This is a genomic window from Actimicrobium sp. GrIS 1.19, from assembly GCF_035984655.1.
GTDB lineage: Bacteria > Pseudomonadota > Gammaproteobacteria > Burkholderiales > Burkholderiaceae_D > Actimicrobium.
Genome location: NZ_JAXCHT010000018.1, coordinates 71376 through 92969, shown reverse-complemented (window position 1 = coordinate 92969; position 21594 = coordinate 71376). Strand labels below are relative to the sequence as shown.

The window sequence follows — 21594 nt, the reverse complement described above, 5'->3', positions numbered from 1 at the left end:
ACCGCCGCTGGCCACCGTTTCGATGGCAGCATCCAACATTGTGTTCACCAAGTCGGCGTCTGGACGCGTGCCGATGGACCAACTGATAACTAAACCATCGAAGCAGTCGATCATGGGCGATAAATACACTTTCCCAGCTGGGATCTGGAACTCGGTGATGTCGGTAAGCCACTTCTCATTCGGGGTCGCAGCCTGGAAGTCGCGGTTGATGAGATTCTCTGGTGCGGGACTGATTTCTCCAAGGTAGGACCCGTACCGACGCCGCCTGGTAGCTGCAACGACCAAGCATTCCTGCCTCATCAGCCGTTGCACGACTTTCTCAGAGATGAACATCCGCTGTCTGCCAAGTGCCGCCCGCATCCGCCGATAACCATAGCAACGGTGATTGCACTCGAAGACATCTGTAATGGCAAGCCGCGCATCTGCATACTTGTCAGGTCTTCGAAGACGGGCCCGGTGATAAAAGTACGAGCTACGGGCAAGGCCAAGTTCGACGAGGAGTTCCGAGAGCTCGTAGATTTGTTTCAGGGCGTCAACCAGTATCGTCTTCTCCCGGTTTGTCAGGAGCGGAAGGTCGACGCCCAGGCCCTTTTTTAATAGTTCATTGGCTTTCTTTAACAGGTCGTGTTCAAGCTGCAATTGCCGAATATCCCGTCGCAGCGAGTCGACTTGCCGCTGCAGTTCCGTCGGCTCTGAATCTGGCGGTGAATCGTTCTGGCGTTTCATGGATGGGGGAGCCTCACGACCAAGTAGTTGATCTTTCCATTTGTACAACGTCGGCCTGCTAACTGCCAGCTTTTGAGAAATCGCCAGGGCACTTATCTGCCTGGTGTAAAGCTCAATGACTGCAGCCTGTTTGCGCTCCGGCGAATGCTGAACGCCCGCCGCTTTGCCGACAAGGCGATTCCGCGCTCCAGGGAGACGTTCCTCAATCCACCCATTGAGCGTTTCACTGCATGGGTATCCAAGTGCCTTGATGGTTCCAGCAAGGCAGCGATCGTGGTTTAGGAAATGGTCGACTGCCGCCTGTTTCTGTTCAGCCGAATACTTCTGCCATGCGCGCCTATAGCCTACCTGCAAATCGCGACCATGTTCGTATTCCCGATACCATCGCTTGAGCGCATTTTTTGTTGGGTAACCCAACTGACGAATGGTCGGACCAGTGCGTTTCCCGAGCTTGATGAAGAGCTTGACTGCGCGAATGCGGTCTTCGTATGAGTACATGAACTACCTCCAAGTAGTCCAAGTTTTACGCCGCACCCCCGGTGGGTCAAATTTCGATCAGCGCGAACAGACTTCTTCACGCGCCGCGAAACCATTTATAACTAGCCACCTTATGCGTCCCTTGCTCCTGCTCGACATAGATGATGTTTTTTGTCTGAACCGCCCCTATGGTGGCTACGATGTGGCTCAAAAGGAATGGCCCAGTGACCTTTTGTCACTTCTTTGGCATCCCCCAGCCCTAGACGTTCTTGAGCCACTGGTGTTCGAATTCAATCCTCAGATAGTTGTAACCTCATCATGGCTGCGTCTGATGCTGCTTTCCAGCATAGAGGCACTTTTTCGCGCATCCGGTGCGCTGTGGCTTGCCAACGGGCTTCATCCTGAGGGGGAGGCATTGCAAGCGTCCGGTAAGACCCGGCTCGATGCGGTAGATGGTTGGCTAGCCCGGCATCATCATGGAGAGCCCTACGTCATCCTCGATGACACGTTGAGCGGGACAGGGCTTGCGGGCTCAAAACATGACCGTGCTGGACGCCTCGTGATGTGCCGAGTTGACATTGGACTGCTGCCTACCCACGCAGAGCGCATCCGGTGGGCACTGGGAACAACTCTGCGCTAGTTAACGGCTAGCCGCCGCCATCCGCGGCTCCCACGACTATGGGGCCAGTGCAGAGGCATCACTTTCCTTTTGATTGATAGCACGCGGTAGATTGACCGGATGAACAACCATCTCACGAGCGTAATCAGCAAACTCTACCGCCCGCCTGCCGTCGGCAGGCAGGTGTTCGCGCTGTCACGCGCAGACGCACAGCGTGTTCCAGCGCTGGCGTCTGTCGCTATGATTTCAATCACCGCTGCGGATAAGGGCACGGCGCAGCTGGAGGGATTTGAATATCTGATGCGATTGTCATTCGCTGACGTTGATTTCAACGCGAAGGACCTCAGCGCTCGGGCCCGCGAGAAACTGCCTGCGGCGTTTACGGCGGCGCAGGCGCGTGAGATTGTTGAATTCATCAATCAAAGCGCTGCCGCAGGATGTGCAGACTATCGTAGTGCACTGCGAAGGTGGTTTCTCGCGCTCGTGTGCTGTCGCGCAGTTCCTGTGTGACCGCCTGGGCTATCGCGCAGAACCGGAACGGCTCACTGAAGCCAACCGCTCGGTCTACGACACACTGGTAGCAACTGGTTATTCGAGCGTGTAGCGAGACTTCCGGGTAGCGAGCCGCGATGCGCTGTACGTGACACTCCAACAATTCTCCCCCAACTGAACCCAAGCTCAGTTGGGACTTCGGACCGCTGGATAGGAGGAATAGCTGGAAAGTCTTGCAGGAAGAGGTTGATAGGGCCGCAGTAGCAATCGTAATTGCCACATGCAGTACCTCCGGTCGACTCTCGAAAATATGCGTATAAACAGCAAAAGCGACACTGAACGCCGCTTTTTTTGCTAATTTCGATAGAAATTGCCGCTATCTCAGGCGAAGACCGCTAAGAGCGATATCATCGTCGCTACAACAGCGCCCACAATCAACCCGAAAATTCCCAGATGGTGTGCAAACCGGTGGCGCACCTCAGGCACAGTCATAATTTGCATAACTTTGGTCATTTCTTTGCTCCTTCTTGTGGACAGGCATTGTGACGTTTATTGTCTTTCAAACAAGCAACAAGAGTCTGCCATTTCGCCTCGTTATCAAGTGTAGCATTATTTGTTGCGATTGCCGCGAGATAATGCGAACCACATACAGTGACCGCAGTCATCAGGACAAACCATACGGATATGCTCACCAGCCCGCTGTCGTGGCTCCCCACGACAGCGGGCTGCGCGACTTCACCAGGGATGTCGATAGCCTGGAGCAAAACCAATACCATCGAAACGAGGCTGGAGACCGCAAACCACACGATGCCGATAATCGCGCCGGTATGCCACAAGCCTTCAACGCCAGTTTGGACATAAGTGTACAACTCGTAGCAGCCCACCGCGCACAGAGCAATTGTGACCCAAAAAAGCTGTCCATCTTGAACTGCCTTCAACACGAGTCCCTTTGCATACGGCCGAGTCTTTCGGGGAATCTTGGGAAGCAACAGGAATATTATGGGTGCTAGCGTTGGAACCAAAATATTTACGGCAATCCAGCCAATGAAATCGAAGAATACCTCCATGTACGGCTAACCTTTAAAATAATTATTTCAGGATAGTGGGGGGCTACGCCCCAATACGTCAAGGCAACGGAAACAATCCATCCTTAGAGTACTCCGCACATGCTTGCGGCCCGGTTGCACGAACGAGACAGTCTTAAGACCCCTTTGTTCAAGGCGCAAAAAAGCTCCGAAGTGTTTTTTGTCGTCTTAATCCGGAATGGCCTTATGTGCAATCTCTCGAGGATTGCGATGACGTGCAATTATCCGTTCAGCGCGTTGCTTCTCTGCAACAACGGTTGTGTCATGTGGATTGAACGTTTTCAGGCGCTCCGACCAAGCTTCCCATTTGGAAACTGGCGCAAACTGCGAAGGGCTTTCAAGAAACATCATATTATTGCCTTTCCTTTCTTATGGCTTCTGTGACAAAGTCTAGTAACCATTCTTGCCGTTGTTCTGAGACCTGTCCCAAAGAGGCCGATATAGATGGACTCAGTTCGCACTCATACACGCGGGCGCCCACCTGGTCAAGCGCACGGTTCAGGAAGTGAGGCGCTAGCTTCTCATCGATGAAAACGGCGACGCGAACCTAATACGGGAGTCGTGGACAACTGGCGCGGGGCATGGGCCGCGCAGGGCCCATGTAGGCCACTACGGTGCTGGCTGCCCGTTGGCCGGGTCTGCGGCCCGGGCGTTTGCTGACCTGCGACAGTGCCATGCAGGCGGGGTTGGTTTTATATGCTGCGGCGTTTCTTGTAGACGATGATTGGGCCATTACTTGCGGGAGTATTCAGCGTGGCCACGGCATTGCCCGCTGGTGTTGCAGGCTGGATGATGGCTTGCAGGGGGGCGATTGCGGCATTTGGCGCAGCGAAAACCGGCACCGGGCGGGGCCCTTGGGCGCGGCCACGTTGACTGCCGTAATAGCGACCCAGTTCGTCGCCGTCCGGCATGTCTTTTTTTAAATACAGTGACGTCACGCTGAGGAAGTGCTCGCTGGGAATGTATTTCAAGATAAGAAGGACTGCCGGTGCCAAGGTCAACCGTATTTTGCTCTTGTTGGTATCTCCTGCAGCATAAACAATCCCGGTCTGAGTCAGCTTCAGATACACCATGCTCGCAGCGCTGTGTTTATTTTCTTGAAGCCATCTCCCGTGGCGCTTTTCGATGTGAGCGGCTCCCCAGTATGCATCGCCGTTTTGTAGTTTAATGGGCAAGGGGTCAGCTATACCTGGCAGTATGCCGCCCGGCATGGTGCCAAATGTTGTCAAGCCATCAACCGTCCAGAATCCGAATTCGTCTGACACATCACACCGCGCTAAATTTATGTCTAAGTGGCAATTATCCCCTATGACCGGGATGTGCGTACGGTTTACTCTGCCTCACTCATTTTTGAACAAGGTGTGCTACACTATATACGTCGTTGATGACGAAGCGCCCGCTGTAATGGCAACAAGGTGAGGCGCATGTAGCAAGAGTGGGGCCATTTGTTTTACTCACTTGAACGGGGTGTCGGTAGTGATACCGACTCAGGATTCTTGGAATTTTGAATACCGAGATACTGCGGGCGACGTTCCGACAATTAACACCAGAAGGCTGCCTCCGGGCAGCTTTCTTCATTTCGGACCTTGTTACCGAGGCCCGCAGACTACCATAACCAGCACTAAGGGTCTCGACCAGCTTACCTTGGCCTACCCTCTCGCCCTTACACTAGTTTACTCAACGCACGATGGGCCTACTTGGAAGCGTTGGCTTCCCACAAATCATGCCAAAAAATGTAAACAACGGTGCCTTGTAGCTACAGAGGTTTACGTACCAGCTCGGTCAAACGCTAGGAAGTCAATCACTCACTCACTCGCTACGTTGTTTACGTTTTTCACTGCGCATAACCATTCTGAGCCAGGTTTGACCACGTGTTTGTCGTACCGACGCAGCCCGCAAGGCTGCGTTTTTATTTGCGGCAGCGGTTTGGCGCCAGGCGCCTGCATTAACGGCTGCCGCGACCTGCTGTACATCAACTGACGTCAGCCGGGGGTTTCGCTGCAGATTTGTGGGCGCGGCACGGACGGCCACGGCGCACTTTCAGGCGGAATCACGGCAATAAAGGGAAATTTATCGAAAATTAACAAGATTTTTTTTCTTTTGATGTACTTTTTGCCATTTTCTTGATAACTTTCCGACTAGAATTTGTTACAAGACTTAAAGCAGCACATGAACAATGCGGGGCTAAGGCAATACGCATGCGGCTTTGCAGCAATTGCAGGAAGGTTCCATTGAAGCAGAAGTTACCATCTCGCGACACTGTCGTTTGTATGGATCCGTTTGGAAGCCGACACCGTCGTGCTTAGTTCACTCACAAATGTTGTTATGTTTACAAGAGATAATAACGCAATGAGAGCTGGCACCGAAGGACCTCTGGACAGTTTGATGGAGGCCGCCGGTGACGCAGTATTCCGCCTGGACGACAAGGGAAAGATCCTGTTCGCCAGTTTGCGTGCGCTCGACGCCGTCGGTGTCACCGGGCAGATTGTAGGCTGGTTTCTGTCCGAGCTGGCGCCTTTGAGCGATCGCCTGATTATCAGCCTCGCCATCACCCAGGCCATCGAGACGGGCCGCACGGGCAAAATCAACGTACGCCTGAACACGCGCAAGTCGGCCTTGTGGTTCGAACTGCAAATCACCAATTACCTGACCGACAAGGGCAAGACCGAGCTGCTGGCGGTCGGGCGCGATATCACCGAGCAGCAAGCCACTGAAGAACGCTTGCGTCACATGGCCACGCACGATGCCTTGACCGGCTTGCCCAACCGCGCGCTGCTGTCGGATCGCATGCACATGGCGATCGCACAGGCCAAGCGCACCGGGCGCGGCTTTTCGGTGCTGGCGCTGGACCTGGACCGCTTCAAGAAAGTCAACGACGCGCTCGGCCACCTGGTCGGCGATACCCTGCTGAAGGTCGCCGGCGAGCGCCTGCGCGAGACGCTGCGCAATGTCGATACGCTGGCCCGGGTCGGCGGTGACGAATTCGTCGCCGTGCTGCCGGGCGCCATCAGCGAAGCGGAAATCCTGACCGTGGCGCGCCGGATGATCGCCAACATGCAGCTGCCGTTCGAGATTCAGGGTCACACGTTGTACGTCGGCGCCTCGATCGGCGCGGCAACCTATCCCGAGCATGGCGACGATGACGTCAGGCTGTTGACCCATGCCGATACGGCGATGATGCGTGCCAAGGAAACCGGCAAGGCCCGCTGCGTGGTCTACAGTCCGCAGAAATTCAATCAGCAGGAATACGATGTCACGATGGAAGCGGCCATGTTCGAGGCCGTGCGCAATGGCGAATTCTGTCTGCATTACCAGCCCATCGTCGATGCCACCACGCGCCAGGTGCGCGGCTACGAGGCGCTGATGCGCTGGATGCGGCCCGACCAGGGCCTGGTGTCGCCGGTGCAGTTCATTCCCATGGCCGAGAGCAACGGCCTGATCAACCTGCTCGGCGCCTGGGCGCTCAAATCGGCTTGCATGCAGCTGAAGCGGTTTCAGGAAGCGGCCGGCCGACCCTTGTATGTCTCGGTCAATGTCAGCCCGCGCCAGTTCCGCAACGACCAGTTCCTCGGCATGATGGATGAGGCGCTCAGCCTGGCCGGACTGGAGGGCGAGCAATTGCTGCTCGAAATTACCGAGGGCATCCTGATGGCCGATCCCGGCCACGCCGAGGCGACGCTCAACCAGATCAGCGCGCGCGGCGTGCGCATCGCGATTGACGATTTTGGCACCGGTTATTCGTCGCTCGCTTATTTGAAACGCTTCCCGATTTCAACGCTGAAGATCGATCGCGCCTTCATTCAGGATTTGCCGGAGTCGGTCAAGGATGCGGCGATTTGCAATGTCGTCCTCAGCCTGGCGAGCCACCTCGACCTGTCGACCGTGGCCGAAGGGGTGGAGAACGCCGAACAATTGCAGTTTCTGGTACGCCAGGGCTGCACCCTGATTCAGGGCTTTTACACCGGTCATCCAATGATGCCGGAGACCGCCATGGCGTTGTTGCGGGCAGCCAGCACCGAGCACGCCCAGCTTGTCGCGGCCAGCGTCACGCGATGATGAGCGAGCGCGCCGTCGACGCCGAAAAGTCACTCGATCTGCTCTGGCAGCGGGTCCGGCAGCGCGGCGATCTACCCGGATTCTCAAAGGTGGTCGGCGCCATTCTTGGCGCCATGCGCGGCGAGGACGCCAACGAATTCAACATGACCCGGACTGTCCTGTCCGACCCGACCCTGACGCAAAAGGTTTTGCGCCTGGCCAACAGTCCCATGTATTCGGTCTTTGGCCAGAACATCAGCACAGTGTCGGAAGCGGTGATGGTGCTGGGCACCGAGTCGATCGGACATCTGGCGCTGGGGTTGAAGCTGGTCGACGGCCTTGCCGTTGCGTCATCCGATTCGTCGATGGCGCGCAACGAGATGGAAAAGGCCGTTCTGGCCGGACATATCGGCCGGCAAGTGGCTTCGGCGGCAAGCGCCCGCGATGCCGAGCAGGCAGTGGTGTGTTCGATGCTGCACGGTCTGGGCCGCATGATGGTGGCCTTTTATTTATCCGAAACATGGCAGGTCATTCAGCGTGAGTGCGGCGGAGACAGTGCGGCTGAAGATGCCGCCTCGCGGCGCTTGCTGGGTCTCGGACTGGATGCCGTTGGCCGCGCCGTCGCGCTGAAATGGGGTTTGCCATCGACGCTGGTCGATACCTTGGCGGATGTGGCGCCGAAGGTGTTGGACGAGCCGCTGAACCATAACGACTGGTTGGCCGCCGTGTCGACAATGTCATCACGCTGTGCCGAAGTGCTGTTCAAGGAGGCGCCTGGCAGCACCGTGTTGCCGCCGGGGCTGGCACGGCTTGCCCGGGACTACGCAGGCATGCTCGGCGTGGACGCGGCGCAATTGCTGACGGCGGTGCAGACTGCCCGAAAAACCGGGGGCGAGGAGGCTGCGCCAGCGCTTCCTTCCGCCAAGGCGGTTGCCGCCCGGTCGGGAATTTCGGTTTTGCAAAATGGCAAGCCCACCAATGCCGCCCAGTTACTCAGTCGCGGCGTCGCCGAGATGGAGGAGTTGCTCAAGACCGCATCGACCGCGCAGATGATGTCGCTGGCGCTGGAAACCCTGTTCAAGAGCCTCGGCTTCAGTCACGCCGCAGCATTTCAGCGGGTGCAAAAGGATGCGCGCTATGTGGCGCGCATGTGCCTCGGCAACGGCCTGCAGGAAGTGGTGCAGCGCTTGACGTTTGACGACGCCTACCAGCCTGACGTATTCCACGCCGCCCTGGCCAACGACAAGATGGTGTTCGTCGACAATGCGCGCGACCCGTCCTTCATCAACAAGCTGCCGCGCTGGTGGAAAGATGCGGTGCCGTCGGCGCGCAGCTTTGTGGTGATGCCGTTGACCGTCAACCGTCTGCCGATGGGCTTCCTGTACGGCGACTGGGACGTCACGGTCGCATCATCGAAGATCGACAATGCCGAGGTCACTCCGCTCAACGAAATTCGCGCGCTGCTGGTGCGCGCACTCGATTCGCAGCGGATGGTTGAAATGGGTTGGCGCGGTCAGCGCTGATGCCGACCCGACCCGCGGCTGGTGCGATTGATTGTGGGGCGACTTTGCGCTATCGTGGGCGCGCCCTCCCAACCCGCCGCCCGGCCCGATGACTCCGATTTTTCCGACGCTGCACACCGAACACCTGATCCTGCGCGAAATCGTCGCAAGCGATGCCAATGCCCTGTTCCAGATTCACTCGGACGCGGAGACGATGCGTTGGTTCGGCGTCGACCCGATTACCGATATCGCCCAGGCCAACCAGATCACCGCAATGTTTGCCGGCTGGTTTGCCGGCGGCACCGGGGTGCGCTGGGGCATCGAGCGGCGCAGCGATGGCCGGCTGATCGGCAGTTGCGGATTTTTCCGCTGGAATAAAAGCTGGCGCAACTGCCTGCTCGGCTTCGAGCTGGCGCGCGACGCCACCGGCCAGGGACACATGACCGCGGCACTGCGCGCGGTGCTCGCGCACGGATTCGGGCCGATGGGCTTGCACCGGATTCAGGCCGAAAGCCACGCCGATAATCATGCCTCGATTGCCGTCCTGACCCGCCTTGGGTTTCGCTTCGAGGGTGTGCATCGGGAACAGGCCTTTTGGGGCGGCCAGTTCCATGACCTGAACTGCTATGCCGTGCTCGGCCCGGAATGGCGCCAATGAGTGCGGTCGAGACTGTTCATCTGTTCAATGGTTTCCAGAATCCGTTCGGCGGCAGTGAGCTCGAGACGCTGGCGGTCTACCACCTGCTGTCGCAGCAAGTCCGGGTGCAGATGTGGGCGACATCATCGAAGGCCTCGCCGGCGCTGCTGGAGGCTTATCCGATCCAGCGCCTGTCGGTATTGCACGGGCGCGTGCCGAATGGCGGTAATTACGTGTTCTTCGGCGCGCATTGGCGCAACCGGATCTGGCCCTATCTGATTGCGCGACCGCGCCGGCTGATCTATGTCTTCAACACCTTTCATCCCAAGGTGCTGCAATTGACCAGTGAACGCCCGCCGCTGTTGCGCTGGCCGCGCACCGAATACGTGTTGATCTCCGAGTTCCAGAAACGCTTGCTGGGTATCGATGGCACCGTCCACCCATCCCCGATCGATCTCACCCGCTTCATGCCGCATGCCAAAGTGCGTGCGCCGGACGCGCCGTTGGTGCTGGGCCGGTTGAGCCGCGACACCGCCGACAAGCACCACCCCGACGACCTGCCGTTGTATCGAACCCTGCTTGCCGCCGGCTGGCAAATTCGCCTTCAGGGCGCGACCATCCTGGCGCCCGACCTGCCCGTCACGCCAGCGTTGCAGCTGTTGCCGGAAGGGCAAATTGCCGCCGAGGCGTTTCTTGGTGGACTGGATGTGTTCTATTACCGCACTGGCGTCCACGTCGAAACCTTCGGGCGTGTTGTATTTGAAGCAATGGCGTGCGGCTTGCCAGTGGTATGCCATCGTCACGGTGGCTACGCCGACCATATCCGCCACGGCGAAAATGGATTCCTCTTTGATACAACCGACCAGGCTGCCGCCATTCTGGCCGAGCTGCAGCACGACCCCGCTCTGCGCGCCCGAATCGGCGCCAACGCCCGCCGCACGGTCGAAGCGCTGTTCAGCCCGGAAGCGCTGCAGGCAAGAATGTTATTCCTGCGCGCATAAAAATTAATTAGGGTCAGAGTCAACTTATTCCTGTTTAATTGGGGTCAGAGTCAATTAAAATGCGCCAACCCCACCTTCCCTGACACCACATCCCGCCATGGCGCGTTTACCTCGACTGGTTGTCCCTGAGCAGCCCCACCACATCATTCAGCGTGGCAACGACCGCCAGCTGATCTTTCGTGATGATGAAGATCACCAGCGCTTTTTGCTGTGGCTGCGCGAGGGTGCGCGGCAATTTCATGTGTCGCTGCATGCTTATGTGCTGATGCCAAATCACCTCCATCTGCTGGCGACACCGTCCGACAAGGAGGGGCTGAGCCGCATGATGCAATGGATCGGCCGCCATTACGTACCGTACTTCAATCGCAAGTATCAGCGCGTCGGCACGCTGTTCCAGGGGCGCTTCAAGGCGACTGTGATCGACTCGGAACGCTACCTGATGACCTGCTCGCGCTACATCGAGCTCAATCCGGTGCGCGCGGGGATGGTCGCCAGCCCGGCCGACTTCGTCTGGTCAAGCTACGCACACCATGTCGGGACGCAGGCCGACCCGTTGATTACCGATCACCCGCTGTACTGGTCGCTCGGGAATACGCCATTCCAGCGCGAAGCCGCCTATCGTGCCCTGGTTGAGCAAGGCCTGAGCGGCCAGGAGGTGACCGCACTGACCGATGCGACGCTGAAAGGCTGGGCGCTAGGTTCGCCGCACTTTCGCAATACGCTGGAAAAGCGCATTCAGCGGCGGGTCGGGCCCGCCAAGCGCGGTCGCCCCTGGAAGGTCGAGCCGAGCGAGCCCGTGTGAGGTGAGGGCGGCAATCGGTGTACCTTCCCGTTCACCCCGAATTGACTCTGTCCCCATTTAAATTTGAAGGAGAATTTAGCGAATTTAAATTGACTCTGACCCTAATTAAAGAGGTTGCGGGATGTGTTGCGCTGCACTATGCTGGGCGATCAAACTCGTCCGGTCTGGAGAATCGCTATGCACGCGCAAGGTCTGTATGACCCATCCAATGAACATGATGCCTGTGGCGTCGGTTTCATCGCCCATATCAAGGGCCACAAATCGCACTCGATCGTCGAGCAGGGATTGCTGATCCTGAAAAATCTCGACCATCGCGGCGCGGTGGGCGCCGATACCTTGATGGGCGATGGCGCCGGTATTCTGATTCAGGTGCCGGACCAGTACTACCGCGAAGAGATGGCGGCGCAGGGCGTGACATTGCCGCCGCCGGGCGAGTTTGGCGTCGGAATGGTGTTTCTGCCAAAAGAGAATGCCTCGCGTATCGCCTGCGAGCAGGAAATTGAACGCGCCGTGCTGGCCGAAGGACAGGTCGTACTGGGCTGGCGCGACGTGCCGGTCGACGTGACGATGCCAATGTCGCCCACCGTGCGCGACAAGGAACCGGTGATCCGCCAGATCTTCATTGGCCGCGGCCCGGACATCATGGTCACCGACGCGCTCGAACGAAAACTGTATGTGATCCGCAAGTCGTCCGGTCATGCGATCCAGGCACTCAATCTGTTGCATGGCAAGGAGTTCTTCGTGCCGTCGATGTCGGCCCGCACGGTGGTCTACAAAGGCCTGCTGCTGGCGGACCAGGTCGGCGTCTACTACAAAGATTTGCAGGACCCGCGCTGCCTGACGGCGCTGGCACTGGTGCATCAGCGCTTTTCCACCAATACTTTCCCCGAATGGCCACTGGCCCACCCGTATCGGCTGATCGCGCACAACGGCGAGATCAACACCGTCAAGGGCAACTTCAACTGGATGCGCGCCCGTGAGGGGGTCATGAAATCCGCCGTGCTGGGCGATGACCTGCAAAAGTTGTTCCCGCTGATTTACGAAGGACAGTCCGACACCGCCTGTTTCGACAACGCCCTTGAGCTGCTGTTGATGGCCGGTTACCCGATTGCCCAGGCGATGATGATGATGATTCCCGAGGCTTGGGAAAACCACGCGCTGATGGACGACAACCGGCGCGCGTTCTATGAATATCACGCCGCGATGATGGAGCCGTGGGACGGCCCGGCCGCGATGGCGTTTACCGATGGCCGGCACATCGGCGGCACGCTCGACCGCAATGGCTTGCGTCCTGCACGCTATATCGTCACCGACGACGACCTGGTGGTGATGGCGTCCGAATCCGGCGTGCTGCCGATTCCGGAGTCGAAGATCATCCAGAAATGGCGCCTGCAGCCTGGCAAGATGTTCCTGATCGATCTCGAAGCTGGTCGCATCATCGGCGACAAGGAGCTCAAGGACACCTACGCCAACGCCAAGCCCTACAAGCAATGGATCGCCTCGGTCCGGATCCGCCTCGGCGCGCTCAAGGCCGAACCGGCCGAGCCGACCTCGACGCTGCCACTGATCGATCGCCAGCAACTGTTCGGCTACAGCCAGGAAGACCTGAAGTTCCTGATGACGCCGATGGCTGTCAACGGTGAAGAAGCCACTGGTTCAATGGGCAATGACTCGCCGCTGGCCGTGATGTCGAACAAGGACAAGACCCTCTACAACTACTTCAAGCAGCTGTTTGCGCAGGTCACCAATCCGCCGATCGATCCGATTCGCGAAGCGATGGTGATGTCGCTGGTGTCATTCATCGGGCCCAAGCCCAATCTGCTCGATACCAACAACATCAATCCGCCGATGCGGCTGGAAGTCAAACAGCCGGTGCTGGATTACGGCGACATCGCCAAGCTGCGCAATATCAGCGCGCACACCGGCGGCAAGTTCAAGTCGCATGAACTCAACATCTGCTATCCGGTCGCCTGGGGCAAGGAAGGCATCGAGGCGCGCCTGGCTTCGCTGTGCGCCAAGGCTGTCGATGCGGTGCGCTCCGGCCACAACATCCTGATCATTTCCGACCGCAAGGTGGATGGTGAACAGGTCGCGATTCCGGCGCTGCTGGCGACCTCGGCGATCCACTTGCACCTGGTCAGCAAGGGTCTGCGCACCTCGACCGGGCTGGTGGTCGAGACCGGCTCGGCACGCGAGACGCATCACTTCGCACTGCTGGCCGGCTACGGCGCCGAGGCCATCCATCCGTACCTGGCGATGGATACGCTGGCCGCCATGGCGCAGCAACTGGCTGCCGATCTGACGCCGGAAAAGGCCATCGCCAACTTCCAGAAAGCGATCGGCAAGGGACTGCTCAAGGTCATGTCGAAGATGGGCATTTCGACCTACATGTCGTATTGTGGCGCGCAAATTTTCGAAGCCATTGGCCTCAACAAGTCGCTGGTCAATCAATACTTCAAGGGTACCGCTTCGAACGTCGAAGGCATCGGCGTGTTCGAAGTGGCCGAAGAAGCACTGCGACTGCATCGCGCCGCCTTCGGCAAGGACCCGGTGCTGACCAATGCGCTGGAAGCCGGTGGCGAATACGCGTTCCGGGTGCGCGGCGAAGAACACATGTGGACCCCCGACGCCATCGCCAAACTGCAGCACGCGGCGCGCGCCAACAACTTCAACACCTACAAGGAATACGCCCAGATCATCAACGATCAGTCGAAGCGTCACATGACGCTGCGCGGCCTGTTCGAATTCAAGATCGATCCGTCCAGGGCCATCCCGCTCGACGAAGTCGAACCGGCCAAGGAAATCGTCAAGCGCTTCGCCACCGGCGCCATGTCGCTCGGTTCGATTTCCACCGAAGCGCATGCCACGCTGGCCATTGCCATGAATCGCATCGGCGGCAAGTCCAATACCGGCGAAGGCGGCGAGGACGTGCATCGCTACCGGCAGGAACTCAAGGGCATTCCGATCAAGCAGGGCGATACGATGGCGTCGATCATTGGCAAGGAGAATATCGAAGTCGAGATTCCGCTCCAGGCCGGCGATTCGCTGCGTTCGAAGATCAAGCAGGTGGCCTCGGGACGCTTCGGTGTCACAGCGGAATACCTGATCTCGGCAGACCAGATCCAGATCAAGATGGCGCAGGGCGCCAAGCCGGGCGAGGGTGGTCAGCTGCCGGGCCACAAGGTGTCGGAATACATTGCCAAATTGCGCTTCTCGGTGCCAGGCGTGGGGCTGATTTCACCGCCGCCGCACCACGACATCTATTCGATTGAAGACCTGGCACAGTTGATTCACGATCTCAAGAACGTCAATCCGAAAGCCTCGATTTCGGTCAAGCTGGTTTCCGAAGTGGGCGTCGGTACGATTGCCGCCGGGGTTGCCAAGGCCAAGTCGGACCATGTCGTCATCGCCGGGCACGACGGCGGCACCGGCGCATCGCCGCTGTCCTCGATCAAGCATGCCGGTTCGCCGTGGGAGCTGGGCCTGGCCGAGACCCAGCAAACGCTTGTGCTCAACCGTCTGCGCAGCCGTATCCGGGTGCAGGCCGATGGTCAGATCAAGACCGGCCGCGATGTGGTGATTGCGGCATTGCTGGGCGCCGACGAAGTCGGATTTGCCACGGCGCCGCTGGTGGTGGAAGGCTGCATCATGATGCGCAAGTGTCATCTGAATACCTGTCCGGTCGGTGTCGCCACGCAAGACCCGGTGCTGCGCGCGAAATTCGCCGGCAAGCCGGAACACGTCGTCAACTTCTTCTTCTTTGTCGCTGAAGAAGCACGTCAGATCATGGCGCAACTCGGCATCGCGACCTTCAATGAATTGATCGGGCGCGCCGATTTGCTCGACAAGTCAAAAGCCGTCACGCACTGGAAGGCCAAGGGGCTGGATTTCAGCCGGATTTTCCATCTGCCCGAGATGCCGATGGACGAGCCGCGCTATCAGGTCGAGGAGCAGGACCATGGCCTCGTCAAGGCGCTCGATCACAAGCTGATCGTGCAAGCCAGGGCCGCACTCGAAAAAGGCGAACGGGTGTCGTTCATTTCGCCGGTACGCAATGTCAATCGCACGGTGGGCACCATGCTGTCGGGCGAAGTTGCGAAGCGCTATGGCCACGACGGCCTGCCGGACGACACCATCCACATCCAGTTGCAGGGTACGGCCGGACAATCGGCGGCAGCATTTCTGGCACATGGCATCACGATCGATCTGGTCGGCGAGGGCAATGATTATGTCGGCAAGGGCTTGTCGGGCGGTCGCATCATCGTGCGTCCGAATACCGAATTCCGTGGTCGTGCGGTCGACAACATCATCGCCGGTAACACCGTGCTGTACGGCGCGATTTCCGGCGAGGCATTCATCAACGGCGTGGTCGGTGAACGCTTTGCAGTGCGCAATTCCGGCGCGACAGCGGTGGTCGAAGGCAGCGGCGATCATGGTTGCGAATACATGACCGGCGGCACCGTGGTGGTGCTGGGTGACACCGGCCGCAACTTCGCTGCCGGCATGTCCGGCGGCATCGCCTACGTGTATGACCCGGCCGGTGAATTCGAATCGCTATGCAACCTGTCGATGGTGGCGCTGGAGCCGGTCATGAGTCATGTCGAGCAGGAGCAGAGCGTCGATCGCGCCATCTGGCACAGCATCGCCCGTGGCGAGCCCGGGCAAACTGACGAAGCGATTCTGAAGGGCCTGATCGAACGCCACTTCAAGTACACCGGCAGCACCCGTGCCCGCAATCTGCTCGATGACTGGGTTAGCGCGCGGACGAAATTCGTCAAGGTGTTCCCGCTCGAGTACAAGCGCGCGCTGACTGAAATGGGCGCAGCGAAGGCCGCGGCCCCCGCAAGCGTGAAGACCGGCAAAGAAAAGATCGCCGCATAACATCAATTTGCCGTTCCAGATAGCGGCGCATCACAGGATCGATCATGGGAAAAGTGACTGGCTTCATCGAGTTTGCGCGTCTGTCCGAGGCAAGCGAAGCGCCGCAACTGCGCACCAAGCATTACAAGGAATTCATCGTGCATCTGAAAGATGCCGAGGCCAAGGTGCAGGGTGCGCGTTGCATGGATTGCGGCATCCCGTTCTGCACTACAGGCTGTCCGGTCAACAACATCATCCCGGACTGGAATGACATGGTGTATCGCGGCAGCTACCGCGAAGCCCTGGAGACCCTGCACTCGACCAACAACTTCCCCGAGTTCACCGGCCGCATCTGCCCGGCGCCGTGCGAAAGCGCCTGCACGCTGGGCATCAACAGCGACGCGGTAGGCATCAAATCGATCGAGCATTTCATCATCGACAAGGGTTGGGAAAACGGCTGGGTCGTGCCGCAACCGTCGGCTACGCGCACCGGCAAGAAGATCGCCATCGTCGGCTCCGGCCCGGCCGGCCTGGCCGCTGCACAGCAACTGGCGCGGGTCGGGCATGACGTCACCGTGTTTGAAAAAAGCGATCGCATCGGCGGCCTGCTGCGCTATGGCATTCCGGACTTCAAGATGGAAAAGAGCCACATCGATCGGCGCATCGAGCAACTGCAAGCCGAAGGCGTGGTGTTTCGCACCGGCGTCTTGATCGGCAAGGACTTTCCCGCCAATGTGCCGAACCAGGCGCGCGAAACGATTTTTCCGGAGCAGCTCGAACATGATTTCGATGCCGTGATCCTGGCGGGTGGCGCGGAACAGCCGCGCGACCTGCCGGTGCCCGGGCGCGAACTTAAGGGCGTCCATTTCGCCATGGATTTTTTGCCCGCGCAGAACAAGATCAACGCCGGTGACAAGGTCAAGGACCAGATCATGGCCACCGGCAAGCACGTCATCGTGATCGGTGGCGGTGATACCGGGTCCGATTGCGTCGGCACCTCGAACCGCCATGGCGCCGCGTCGATTGCCCAGTTCGAACTGATGCCGCAGCCGCCCGAGCAGGAAAACAAACCCATGGTGTGGCCTTACTGGCCAACCAAACTGCGCACGTCGTCGTCGCACCAGGAAGGTTGCGAGCGCGATTGGGCAGTGGCGACCAAGCGCCTGGAGGGCAAGAATGGCAAGGTCGACAAGCTCATCGCTGCACGCGTCGAGTGGAAGGACGGCCGCATGCAGGAAATTCCGAACTCCGAATTCGAAATGAAAGCCGATTTGGTCCTGCTGGCGATGGGTTTTGTATCGCCCGTTGCGCAAGTGCTACAGGCCTTTGGTGTCGAACTCGACGCGCGCGGCAATGCCAAGGCGGTAACCGACGGCGCCGGCAGCTATCAGACTTCGGTGGCGAAGGTATTCGCTGCCGGTGACATGCGGCGCGGCCAATCGCTGGTGGTTTGGGCGATTCGCGAAGGGCGCCAGTGCGCGCAGGCGGTCGACACATTTTTGATGGGTGAATCGGTGCTGCCGCGTTGATCATGCAGGTCAAGTTGTCGCATTGCTAATCGCGGATAGGCAACGGATTGTTGGATCTTGTGCAACGAACGTAGCGAAGTGCCGATCTGCACTACAATCACGCCCTTGTCCTCCTTGATTCCCGCTGTGGTCAACCTCATCGAAATCCGTGATTTGCATTTTTCCTATGGTGAACGCCCGATTCTTTCGGGCCTGCGCATGGATTTCCCGCGCGGTAAAGTCATTGCAGTCATGGGCGGTTCCGGCTCCGGTAAAACCACGGTGCTGCGACTGATCGGCGGTCAGATCAAGCCCGGAGCGGGCAGCGTCAACGTCGCCGGGCAAATCGTGCACACGATGACGAATCCCGAACTGTTTGCGATGCGGCGCAAAATGGGCATGCTGTTTCAGCATGGCGCCTTGTTTACCGATTTGAGCGTCTTCGAGAATGTCGCCTTCCCGTTGCGTGAACATACCGACCTGCCGGAAGACCTGATTCGCGACCTGGTGTTGTTGAAGCTGCAGGCAGTTGGTCTGCGCAATGCGGCGCAACTGAAGCCGGCCGAAGTGTCGGGCGGCATGGCGCGACGGGTGGCGCTGGCTCGCGCCATTGCGCTCGATCCGCAACTGATCATGTACGACGAGCCGTTCGCCGGGCTCGATCCGATTTCGATGGGCGTGACCGCCAATCTGATTCGCCAGCTCAATGATGTACTGGGCCTGACCTCGATCCTGGTGTCGCATGATGTCAATGAATCGTTCCTGATTGCCGACTACGTGTATTTTCTGTCGCAGGGAAAAATCGTCGCCCACGGTACGCCGACCGAAATGCGCGCGTCACAGGACCCGTACGTCAAGCAGTTCGTCAATGCCGAAGTCGATGGCCCGGTGCCATTCCACTACGCCGGGAAATCGCTGGCTGCCGATCTGGGCCTGGAGATACAGTCATGAGCCTCGCCTGGATTGTCGCCATTGGCGCCGCCACGCGCGGGTTGATGGAAAACCTCGGTTACGGCGCACGCGCCTTCTTTGCCATTCTGCGGGCATCGGGTGGACTGTGGCGACGGCCGCGCCTGATCACCGACCAGATTCATTTTGTCGGTAATTATTCGCTGGTGATCATTGCCGTCTCCGGACTGTTTGTCGGATTCGTGCTTGGCCTGCAGGGCTACTACACCCTTAACAAGTACGGTTCCGAGCAGGCGCTGGGTTTGCTGGTGGCGCTGTCGCTGACGCGTGAACTCGGGCCGGTCGTGACCGCGCTGTTGTTTGCCGGTCGCGCCGGCACCTCGCTGACGGCCGAAATCGGTCTGATGAAAGCCGGCGAACAGTTGTCGGCAATGGAAATGATGGCGATCGATCCGATCCAGCGTGTGCTGGCGCCGCGCTTCTGGGCAGGCGTGATCGCGATGCCGGTACTGGCTGCGATTTTCAGCGCCGTCGGTATCATCGGCGGTTATCTGGTCGGCGTGCAGTTGATCGGGGTCGATGAAGGTGCGTTCTGGTCGCAGATGCAGGGCGGGGTCGATGTCTGGAAAGACATCGCCAATGGTGTAATTAAAAGCGTGGTGTTCGGATTTGCCGTAACCTTCGTGGCGCTATATCAGGGCTACGAAGCGCAGCCCACCCCGGAAGGCGTGGCGCGAGCTACCACCCGCACCGTGGTGATTGCTTCGCTGTCGGTGCTGTGGCTGGATTTTCTGATGACGGCATTGATGTTCGACTAGGAACAGTCCGGGCAGTCACGCGCAATTTGTTTTTCCTCTTTGTTAAGGTTTCGGGTCATGCAGCGAAAATCACTGGATCTCTGGGTTGGTCTGTTCGTGCTGTTGGGTGCGGCCGCATTGTTCTTTCTGGCGATGAAGGCCGGGAATCTGGGTTCGCTGTCGACCGGCAACACCTATTCGCTGACGACCAAATTCGACAACATTGGCGGCCTCAAGCCGCGCGCGCCGGTCAAGAGTGCCGGCGTGGTGGTGGGGCGGGTGGCCGACATTGCCTTTGATGATAAAAGTTTTCAGGCTGCCGTGACGTTAAGTCTGGAAAGCCGCTACAAGTTTCCGAAGGACAGTTCGGCGAAGATTCTTACATCCGGTTTGCTGGGTGAACAATATGTTGGCATCGAGCCGGGTGGTGATACGAATGCGTTGGTCGCCGGCGACAAAATTAAAATGACCCAGTCGGCCATCGTGCTCGAGAACCTGATCAGTCAGTTCTTGTTCAGCAAGGCGGCCGAAGGAAAGGACGAAAAGAAGTGAACCTCACCACATTCAAACACGCGGCAATGCTGACACTGGTTGTTGCGCTATCCGGTTGCGCCACGACGCGCAGCAACAATCCGCAGGACCCATTCGAAGGCTTCAACCGCTCGATGTTCAGTTTCAACGACGGCCTTGACCGGGTGGTGCTGAAGCCGGCCGCAACGGTCTACAAGAACGTGCTGCCGCAGTTCGTCCAGACCGGTGTCGGCAATTTTTTTGGCAACCTGGGCGACGTCTGGACCGCAGTCAACAATCTGCTGCAGGGCAAGCTCGAAAATGGCATGAACGACGTCATGCGGGTTGCAATCAACACGACGTTCGGCATCGCCGGGGTGCTGGATATCGGCTCGGAAGTCGGTTTGCAGAAGCACAACGAGGATTTCGGTCAGACGCTGGGTGTCTGGGGAGTGAAGTCGGGTCCGTACGTGGTGTTGCCACTGTTCGGGCCCTCCACGCTGCGTGACACGGCCGCGACACCGGTCGACTTCGCCGGTGATATCTGGGGCTACAAAAAACCGGTCAACTGGCGTAACGTTGGTACTGCAGTCCGTTTGGTGGATCTGCGCGCTTCAGTACTGGACGCCTCGACGCTGATCGAGGATGCCGCTATCGACCGTTATGAATTCATTCGCGATGCCTATCTGCAGCGACGTCAGAGCAAGATCAATGATGGCGACTCGCCTGCGTCGAAGGGAAAACGCTCGTCGCTGGATGACGAACCCTTGCAGGATGCGGAGGTGACCACAGACAAGCGCGCGGTCAATGTCGAGGCGACCGACGCTGCTGCAACTCCCAAGACTGGTGAAGACGCCCGACAATATGTCGAAACACCAGCGATCGTGTCATCCGGAATCACGCCAACACGGTTAAGCGTCAGTCACGACTAACTTCACGTCAACGAACACACTAATCATCATGAACCTCATCAAAAAATTATTTGCCCTTGCCCTTGCCGCCGCTGCGATGTTCTTCAGCGGTGCCACACTCGCTGCTGACGCCGAGGCGCCCGATGCGCTGGTCAAGCGTATCAGCATGGAAGTGCTGGATATTGCCAAGGCCGACAAGGAAGTACAAAGCGGAAACCAGAAACGCGTGCTGCAGGTTGTGGAAGAGAAGATCCTGCCATTTGTCGACTTCCAGAAAATGACCATGCTGGCAGCCGGCAAAAACTGGCGCGAAGCCACGCCGGAGCAGAAACAGCAGTTGATTGCGGAATTCCGCACGCTGCTGGTCTATACCTACTCCGGCGCGATTTCGCAGGTGCGTGACCAGAAGGTTGAGTTCAAGCCGATGCGTTCGGAGCCGAGCGATACCGATGTCGAAGTGCGCTCGCAGGTGGTGCAGCCTCGCGGTGAGCCGATCCAGTTGAACTATCGCCTCGAAAAGACCAACGGCGGCTGGAGAATTTATGACGTCAATGTGCTGGGCGCGTGGCTGGTCGAAAGCTACAAGAGCACCTTCACTTCCGAAATCAGCAAGAACGGTATCGACGGCCTGATCAAGGCGTTGTCCGACAAGAACAAGAAGCTGGCTGACGCGACTGCCGCCAAGGGCAAGGCAAAGTCCGCTGACGCTTCCTGATTGCAGTG

18 protein-coding genes are annotated in these 21594 nt (G+C 58.6%); 14 read left to right on the top strand and 4 right to left on the bottom strand.

Features of this window, described 5'->3' with window-relative positions; genetic code table 11:
• On the bottom strand, nucleotides 1-1224 hold a 1224-nt coding region (locus tag RCH09_RS13590), incomplete at its 3' end, for an IS3 family transposase (protein ID WP_326941645.1).
• Here RCH09_RS13590 and RCH09_RS13585 point away from each other — a divergent pair.
• Together RCH09_RS13585 and RCH09_RS13580 are read left to right on the top strand one after the other, a co-directional pair.
• Nucleotides 1223-1843, top strand: coding sequence for an HAD domain-containing protein (locus RCH09_RS13585; RefSeq protein WP_326941644.1), 621 nt, complete (start codon nucleotides 1223-1225; stop codon nucleotides 1841-1843). The genes RCH09_RS13590 and RCH09_RS13585 overlap by 2 nt on opposite strands.
• A gap of 99 nt (nucleotides 1844-1942) precedes the next feature.
• Complete coding sequence (locus tag RCH09_RS13580; protein ID WP_326941643.1) at nucleotides 1943-2332, top strand: hypothetical protein; 390 nt, start codon at nucleotides 1943-1945, stop codon at nucleotides 2330-2332.
• 491 nt (nucleotides 2333-2823) lie between these two features.
• Here the strand turns inward: RCH09_RS13580 and RCH09_RS13575 are convergent, their stop codons facing one another.
• The 3 genes from RCH09_RS13575 to RCH09_RS13565 form a co-directional block, all read right to left on the bottom strand.
• Nucleotides 2824-3381 carry a hypothetical protein gene (locus tag RCH09_RS13575; protein ID WP_326941642.1) on the bottom strand — a complete coding sequence of 186 codons (558 nt, stop codon included), beginning with the start codon at nucleotides 3379-3381 and terminating at the stop codon, nucleotides 2824-2826.
• 186 nt (nucleotides 3382-3567) lie between these two features.
• Nucleotides 3568-3750 carry a hypothetical protein gene (locus RCH09_RS13570; RefSeq protein ID WP_326941641.1) on the bottom strand — a complete coding sequence of 61 codons (183 nt, stop codon included), beginning with the start codon at nucleotides 3748-3750 and terminating at the stop codon, nucleotides 3568-3570.
• A gap of 341 nt (nucleotides 3751-4091) precedes the next feature.
• Entirely contained in the window at nucleotides 4092-4628 is a 537-nt protein-coding gene (locus RCH09_RS13565) for a hypothetical protein (RefSeq protein ID WP_326941640.1), read from the bottom strand.
• Between the two features lie 1120 nt (nucleotides 4629-5748).
• On the opposite strand from RCH09_RS13565, the gene RCH09_RS13560 reads away from it, so the two are divergent.
• From RCH09_RS13560 to RCH09_RS13505, 12 genes are all read left to right on the top strand, one after another.
• Complete coding sequence (locus tag RCH09_RS13560; protein ID WP_326941639.1) at nucleotides 5749-7455, top strand: putative bifunctional diguanylate cyclase/phosphodiesterase; 1707 nt, start codon at nucleotides 5749-5751, stop codon at nucleotides 7453-7455.
• Nucleotides 7455-8957, top strand: coding sequence for an HDOD domain-containing protein (locus RCH09_RS13555; protein WP_326941638.1), 1503 nt, complete (start codon nucleotides 7455-7457; stop codon nucleotides 8955-8957). The genes RCH09_RS13560 and RCH09_RS13555 overlap by 1 nt, the downstream gene beginning before the upstream one ends.
• Before the next feature lie 88 nt (nucleotides 8958-9045).
• Entirely contained in the window at nucleotides 9046-9594 is a 549-nt protein-coding gene (locus tag RCH09_RS13550; RefSeq protein ID WP_326941637.1) for a GNAT family N-acetyltransferase, read from the top strand.
• Nucleotides 9591-10574, top strand: a complete 984-nt coding sequence (locus tag RCH09_RS13545; protein ID WP_326941636.1) for a glycosyltransferase family 4 protein — start codon at nucleotides 9591-9593, stop codon at nucleotides 10572-10574. Before RCH09_RS13550 ends, RCH09_RS13545 begins: the two co-directional genes overlap by 4 nt.
• Before the next feature lie 97 nt (nucleotides 10575-10671).
• Entirely contained in the window at nucleotides 10672-11376 is a 705-nt protein-coding gene (locus RCH09_RS13540) for a transposase (protein ID WP_326941635.1), read from the top strand.
• A gap of 177 nt (nucleotides 11377-11553) precedes the next feature.
• Nucleotides 11554-16257, top strand: a complete 4704-nt coding sequence (locus tag RCH09_RS13535) for a glutamate synthase-related protein (protein WP_326941634.1) — start codon at nucleotides 11554-11556, stop codon at nucleotides 16255-16257.
• 44 nt (nucleotides 16258-16301) lie between these two features.
• Nucleotides 16302-17765 (top strand): glutamate synthase subunit beta, encoded by a 1464-nt coding sequence (locus RCH09_RS13530; RefSeq protein ID WP_326941633.1) that lies wholly within the window; start codon nucleotides 16302-16304, stop codon nucleotides 17763-17765.
• Between the two features lie 126 nt (nucleotides 17766-17891).
• Nucleotides 17892-18695 carry an ABC transporter ATP-binding protein gene (locus RCH09_RS13525; protein ID WP_326941651.1) on the top strand — a complete coding sequence of 268 codons (804 nt, stop codon included), beginning with the start codon at nucleotides 17892-17894 and terminating at the stop codon, nucleotides 18693-18695.
• Nucleotides 18692-19471, top strand: a complete 780-nt coding sequence (mlaE, locus tag RCH09_RS13520; RefSeq protein WP_326941632.1) for a lipid asymmetry maintenance ABC transporter permease subunit MlaE — start codon at nucleotides 18692-18694, stop codon at nucleotides 19469-19471. The genes RCH09_RS13525 and mlaE overlap by 4 nt, the downstream gene beginning before the upstream one ends.
• A 57-nt stretch (nucleotides 19472-19528) precedes the next feature.
• A complete protein-coding gene (gene mlaD / locus RCH09_RS13515; RefSeq protein ID WP_326941631.1) occupies nucleotides 19529-20002 on the top strand; it encodes an outer membrane lipid asymmetry maintenance protein MlaD in 474 nt (157 codons plus the stop codon).
• Between the two features lie 26 nt (nucleotides 20003-20028).
• A complete protein-coding gene (locus RCH09_RS13510) occupies nucleotides 20029-20892 on the top strand; it encodes an MlaA family lipoprotein (protein WP_326941650.1) in 864 nt (287 codons plus the stop codon).
• A 28-nt stretch (nucleotides 20893-20920) separates the two neighbouring features.
• Nucleotides 20921-21586, top strand: a complete 666-nt coding sequence (locus tag RCH09_RS13505) for an MlaC/ttg2D family ABC transporter substrate-binding protein (protein ID WP_326941630.1) — start codon at nucleotides 20921-20923, stop codon at nucleotides 21584-21586.
• Nucleotides 21587-21594 lie beyond the last annotated feature (8 nt).